General features: G+C 61.7%; 2 protein-coding genes and 1 pseudogene. 1 reads left to right on the top strand and 2 read right to left on the bottom strand.

Annotation, left to right across the window (positions count from 1 at the left end):
* Positions 1 to 808: hypothetical protein (locus PHF39_RS13885; RefSeq protein WP_300225182.1), on the bottom strand; the 808-nt coding region annotated here is incomplete at its 3' end.
* 108 nt (positions 809 to 916) lie between these two features.
* The gene (locus PHF39_RS13890; protein ID WP_300225185.1) at positions 917 to 2,410 is read right to left on the bottom strand and encodes a hypothetical protein; all 1,494 of its coding nucleotides are present in this window, start codon (positions 2,408 to 2,410) and stop codon (positions 917 to 919) included.
* 78 nt (positions 2,411 to 2,488) lie between these two features.
* Between PHF39_RS13890 and PHF39_RS13895 the strand changes: the two are divergent.
* Positions 2,489 to 2,713 (top strand): annotated as a pseudogene (locus PHF39_RS13895) (hypothetical protein); the annotation flags it as partial.

The following is a 2,713-nucleotide window of genomic DNA, read 5'->3' on the forward strand; positions in this document are numbered from 1 at the left end:
GCTGCCGCTCGTGGTCCTTCTTGACCGGCCGTTTCACCGGCTGGAGTTCGGGCCGGGGACGGGCACGCTCGGGAACGCGGACCGGTGCAGGCTCCTCCTCTTCCTCTTCACCATATTCCTCGTCATCGATGGGCTCCTGCACCTTTGCCGGCGCGGGCCGCCGCTGGGGCTTTCGTGCTGCAGGGCGTTCTTCCCAGGGCTCCTCTTCCACGACGGACTCGCGTGGCCGCGCCGCAGCAGGCCGTTTTCCGGGTTTCCTTGCCGGTGCCGGCTCCTCGCCCTGGAGGAGAGAGATCCATTCATCAATCTCCGCGGACCGGTCCATGCCGCCCTGGACAAAGACCAGTTTCATGGTCTTGATCTCATCGTCTTCGGATTTGAGGGAAAGGACGAGCACGGGATCGGAATTCTCGGAGATTTCGACAATGCTTCCCACGATGGTGTCCCGGGAAACGTCTTTTGCCGTCACCTTGATCTTCATTTCCTGCGTGTCGATCAAAAAGATACGCTGGTTGGTCAGGTAGGCATGGAAAGAGAATTTCTTGACAGCAACATTGAGTGCCCCGACAAGCACCTGTTCGCCGGGCTGGAGGACCGCAGAGAGACCGCCCTCCTCCTCGTCCTCTGAATCGGGATCCCCTCCCGGTGCCCGTAATGAGGACCCTTTGAGTGCAGGACCGGCCCGGGGTACGGCGAATTTCCCCGCCACAGCTGCCGCTCGCTCTTTTTTCCGGGTAATTTTGCCGCCGCAATAACCGCATTCGGTGATATCATCCCGAAGGTTCATCCCGCAGTGAGGACACTTCATCAAGGAAACTCCGCAAATTTATCGTACGGACTGGATAACTATAATGTTCTCATAAGATATGAAAAATACTCTGATCAGCGATCGGTTCATCAGGAGAACCCTGCAGGGCTATTGGGGCGAGATGAGGGCACCGATGGCTGCGGTGACCTCGCGCCGTTCGGCCTCTTTTTCCGCAGGCCAGACGTACAGCCGGGCCGTGTCCCTGCTGGTGCAGAGCAGTGCATTGACCCGGCAGCGCTCCGGGTCACCGGAAAGGAGACAGTCGTCCGGCCCGATCCGTGCAAACCGGCCGGTGACTGTCGCGGAGACCGGTTCCGGGGAGTCAAGGACATGGTACAGCCCCCGGTTCACGGCAACAATCAGCACACCACGCTTCCCGGTCTCCCCTGAGTTGCCCGGCATGATAGTGCCGTACCGCTCATCGCCGTACTGGTGGAGGAATTCGCGGTAGAACGGGTCGTGCCGCTCCTTGAGCTGCGAGAGGAAGAGGCCTGCCTTCAGAGAGAGATAACGGGAGTATTTCGCGTTGACCGGTTCCTTCAGGTGCTGGAACGCCGGCTGGTCAAGGAGCTCGCCAAGAGTCCGCTGTACCCGGAAAAAAGCATCCCCTTTCACGCTCCCGACAACCTTCAGGGGGACCGGCCGGAAGTAGATCGTCTTTCCCAGGACGGGGACCATAAGCGTCCCGTCTTTCATCGCCGTGAGCGTGACCCGGGCGGCTGGCAGGGGAGAAGCCGGCCTCTTTTCCGCTCCGCGGGCCGGCGGGGGGGCGACCTTTCCCCCCGGTGCCGTGCCCCGGGCAAGGAAGGCCCACTCCTCCGGTGAATGCGTTGTGTCCAGGTGTTTCTTCCAGAGCGGATCGCGGATCTGGGCAATGGATACCAGCCGGAACGCAGGGCCGACCGGGATGAACTTTGCCCCGCAGTGCGAGCACTCGATGATGAAGTCCGTATGGGGGATCCCGAAGAGCTGTTTTCCCACAATCTTCGTGAGGACCCCGGTCCGGCAGACCGGGCAGAGGTCCATCCACGAGATCGACGACCCGTCCGCTCCTCCCGCGAGACGGACCGAGGGCGCAAGCGTTGACGCGATATGCCAGGTCCATGGGGGGAGCAGGCGGATTGCCCGCCGGGGATGGTGCACCTGCCGGTCGATGATCTCCGTCATCTCCGCGATCCCGGCACTGCAGAGGACTTCTGCGATCACCGGGACGACCGTTTTTCCCGTAACCCGCAGGCGTTCTTCGAGACAAATATCAAGTCCCGGGGCAACGCTCCCGGCAAGGGTATCGCGGGGCGTGCTGATTGCAAGGGTGTGGGTCGGTTCGGCATTGAGACACTCCATGGTCACGCCAACCAGTTCTCCCGTGACATGCACGCCCCCCCGAAGGAACGGGAGCTGCGAGACACGCTGTGTCACGGTAGTACAGGCATGGGCGAACAACTCGGGCGGGATGGGAAAAAACTGGGTGGCGGACATGGTTTTTGCGACAGATCCATTGTCGCGGAACCACAATAACCGTTCGGGTGCTGAAGGGTTGGCCGGTAACGACACTGTAAACAGGGGATGCTGCTCCTGCGGGCGGCTGGCCGGGATCCTCATGATGCATCCGCGTCCTGCCGGTGGTGCCGGTGAGAAACGATCGCAAGGGTATTTGCGCCGTTCGTCCCATGAACACCTATGGACGATGCCGGCAGGTGGGACGAAATCCTTGGTCTGTTCCTGCATTCGTACACCGGGGACGGGACGCAGATCGATTCGTCCAGGATCCAGCCGGGGATCACCGCGTTCCTGGTCCGCTCTTTCGACGGTGCTGCCCTCCAGTTCAGTGTTCCCGTTGTGGTGCAGCGGGACCTTCTGTCCGAAACCGCACTCGACCCGGCCGGCGCGGACGGTGCGGCCGCA

The organism is Methanoregula sp. (genome assembly GCF_028712425.1).
Classification (GTDB): domain Archaea; phylum Halobacteriota; class Methanomicrobia; order Methanomicrobiales; family Methanospirillaceae; genus Methanoregula.

What these genes read in the sequence shown, in the direction of transcription:
- PHF39_RS13890 (WP_300225185.1), bottom strand. Translation starts at nt 2,410, where the DNA reads ATGAGGATCCCGGCCAGCCGCCCGCAGGAGCAGCATCCCCTGTTTACA.